Source organism: Pseudoalteromonas rubra (assembly GCF_004212645.1).
Classification (GTDB): domain Bacteria; phylum Pseudomonadota; class Gammaproteobacteria; order Enterobacterales; family Alteromonadaceae; genus Pseudoalteromonas; species Pseudoalteromonas rubra_G.
This window is the reverse complement of record NZ_PPUZ01000127.1, coordinates 1-765: the sequence shown is the minus strand read 5'-3', so window position 1 is coordinate 765 and position 765 is coordinate 1. Positions and strand designations below refer to the sequence as shown.

The window sequence follows — 765 nt, the reverse complement described above, 5'->3', positions numbered from 1 at the left end:
ATTCATATGAATGGTCGAGTGTACGATGCAGATACCGGACGGTTTATGCAGGCGGATCCTTTTGTTCAGGCGCCGAGTAACATCCAGAGTTACAACGCGTACAGCTATGTACTGAACAATCCGCTTAGTCGGATTGATCCAAGTGGTTATATTTCACTGAACCCGTTTAAGAAAATAACCAGAAATCTAATCCGTGGTGCCGTCAAAATATTTGGTGCAGAGCTGACCAGTATTGCAGGGAATGTAGCCTCTATATTCTGTGGTCCGGCTGTAGCTGCGTGCGCAGGTGCCTGGAACTACGAATTTACCCGGGCAATGGGAGGGTCCTCATCACAGGCGTTTAAGGCTGGAGCAATCGCTGCTGTTACTGCTCAGGCATTTTTGGAGATAGGTGGCCACTTTAATAAGCTGGGTAAATATAATGCGCTGCACTTAAATCGTGAGTTACTGACGAAGTTTGGTGGTAACCTATTGACCTCTGGGCAAATAGCGGCACAAATTACAGCGCATGCTGTCGTAGGCGGGATATCTTCCGTTTTGAGTGGTGGCAAGTTTGGCCATGGGTTTCTCAGCGCCGGTATAACCAAGGGAGCCGGTGGTGCGTTCCTGCCTGGCGGCGCTGGCCTGAGTGCTATCCAGATAGCAAAAGGTACGGTAGTCTCGTCGATTATTGGTGGTACAGTCTCAGCAATTACTGGCGGTAAGTTTGCTAATGGTGCTCGTACTGGGGCCATGCAGTTCTTGTTGAATCAGGCGGGTGAGTCG

Annotated in this window: 1 protein-coding gene; it reads left to right on the top strand. The window is 49.7% G+C overall.

The window, feature by feature from the left end; translation table 11 throughout:
• Window positions 1-765 (top strand): RHS repeat protein (locus C3B51_RS22695; protein ID WP_276319656.1); only part of this gene is annotated, 765 nt, incomplete at both ends.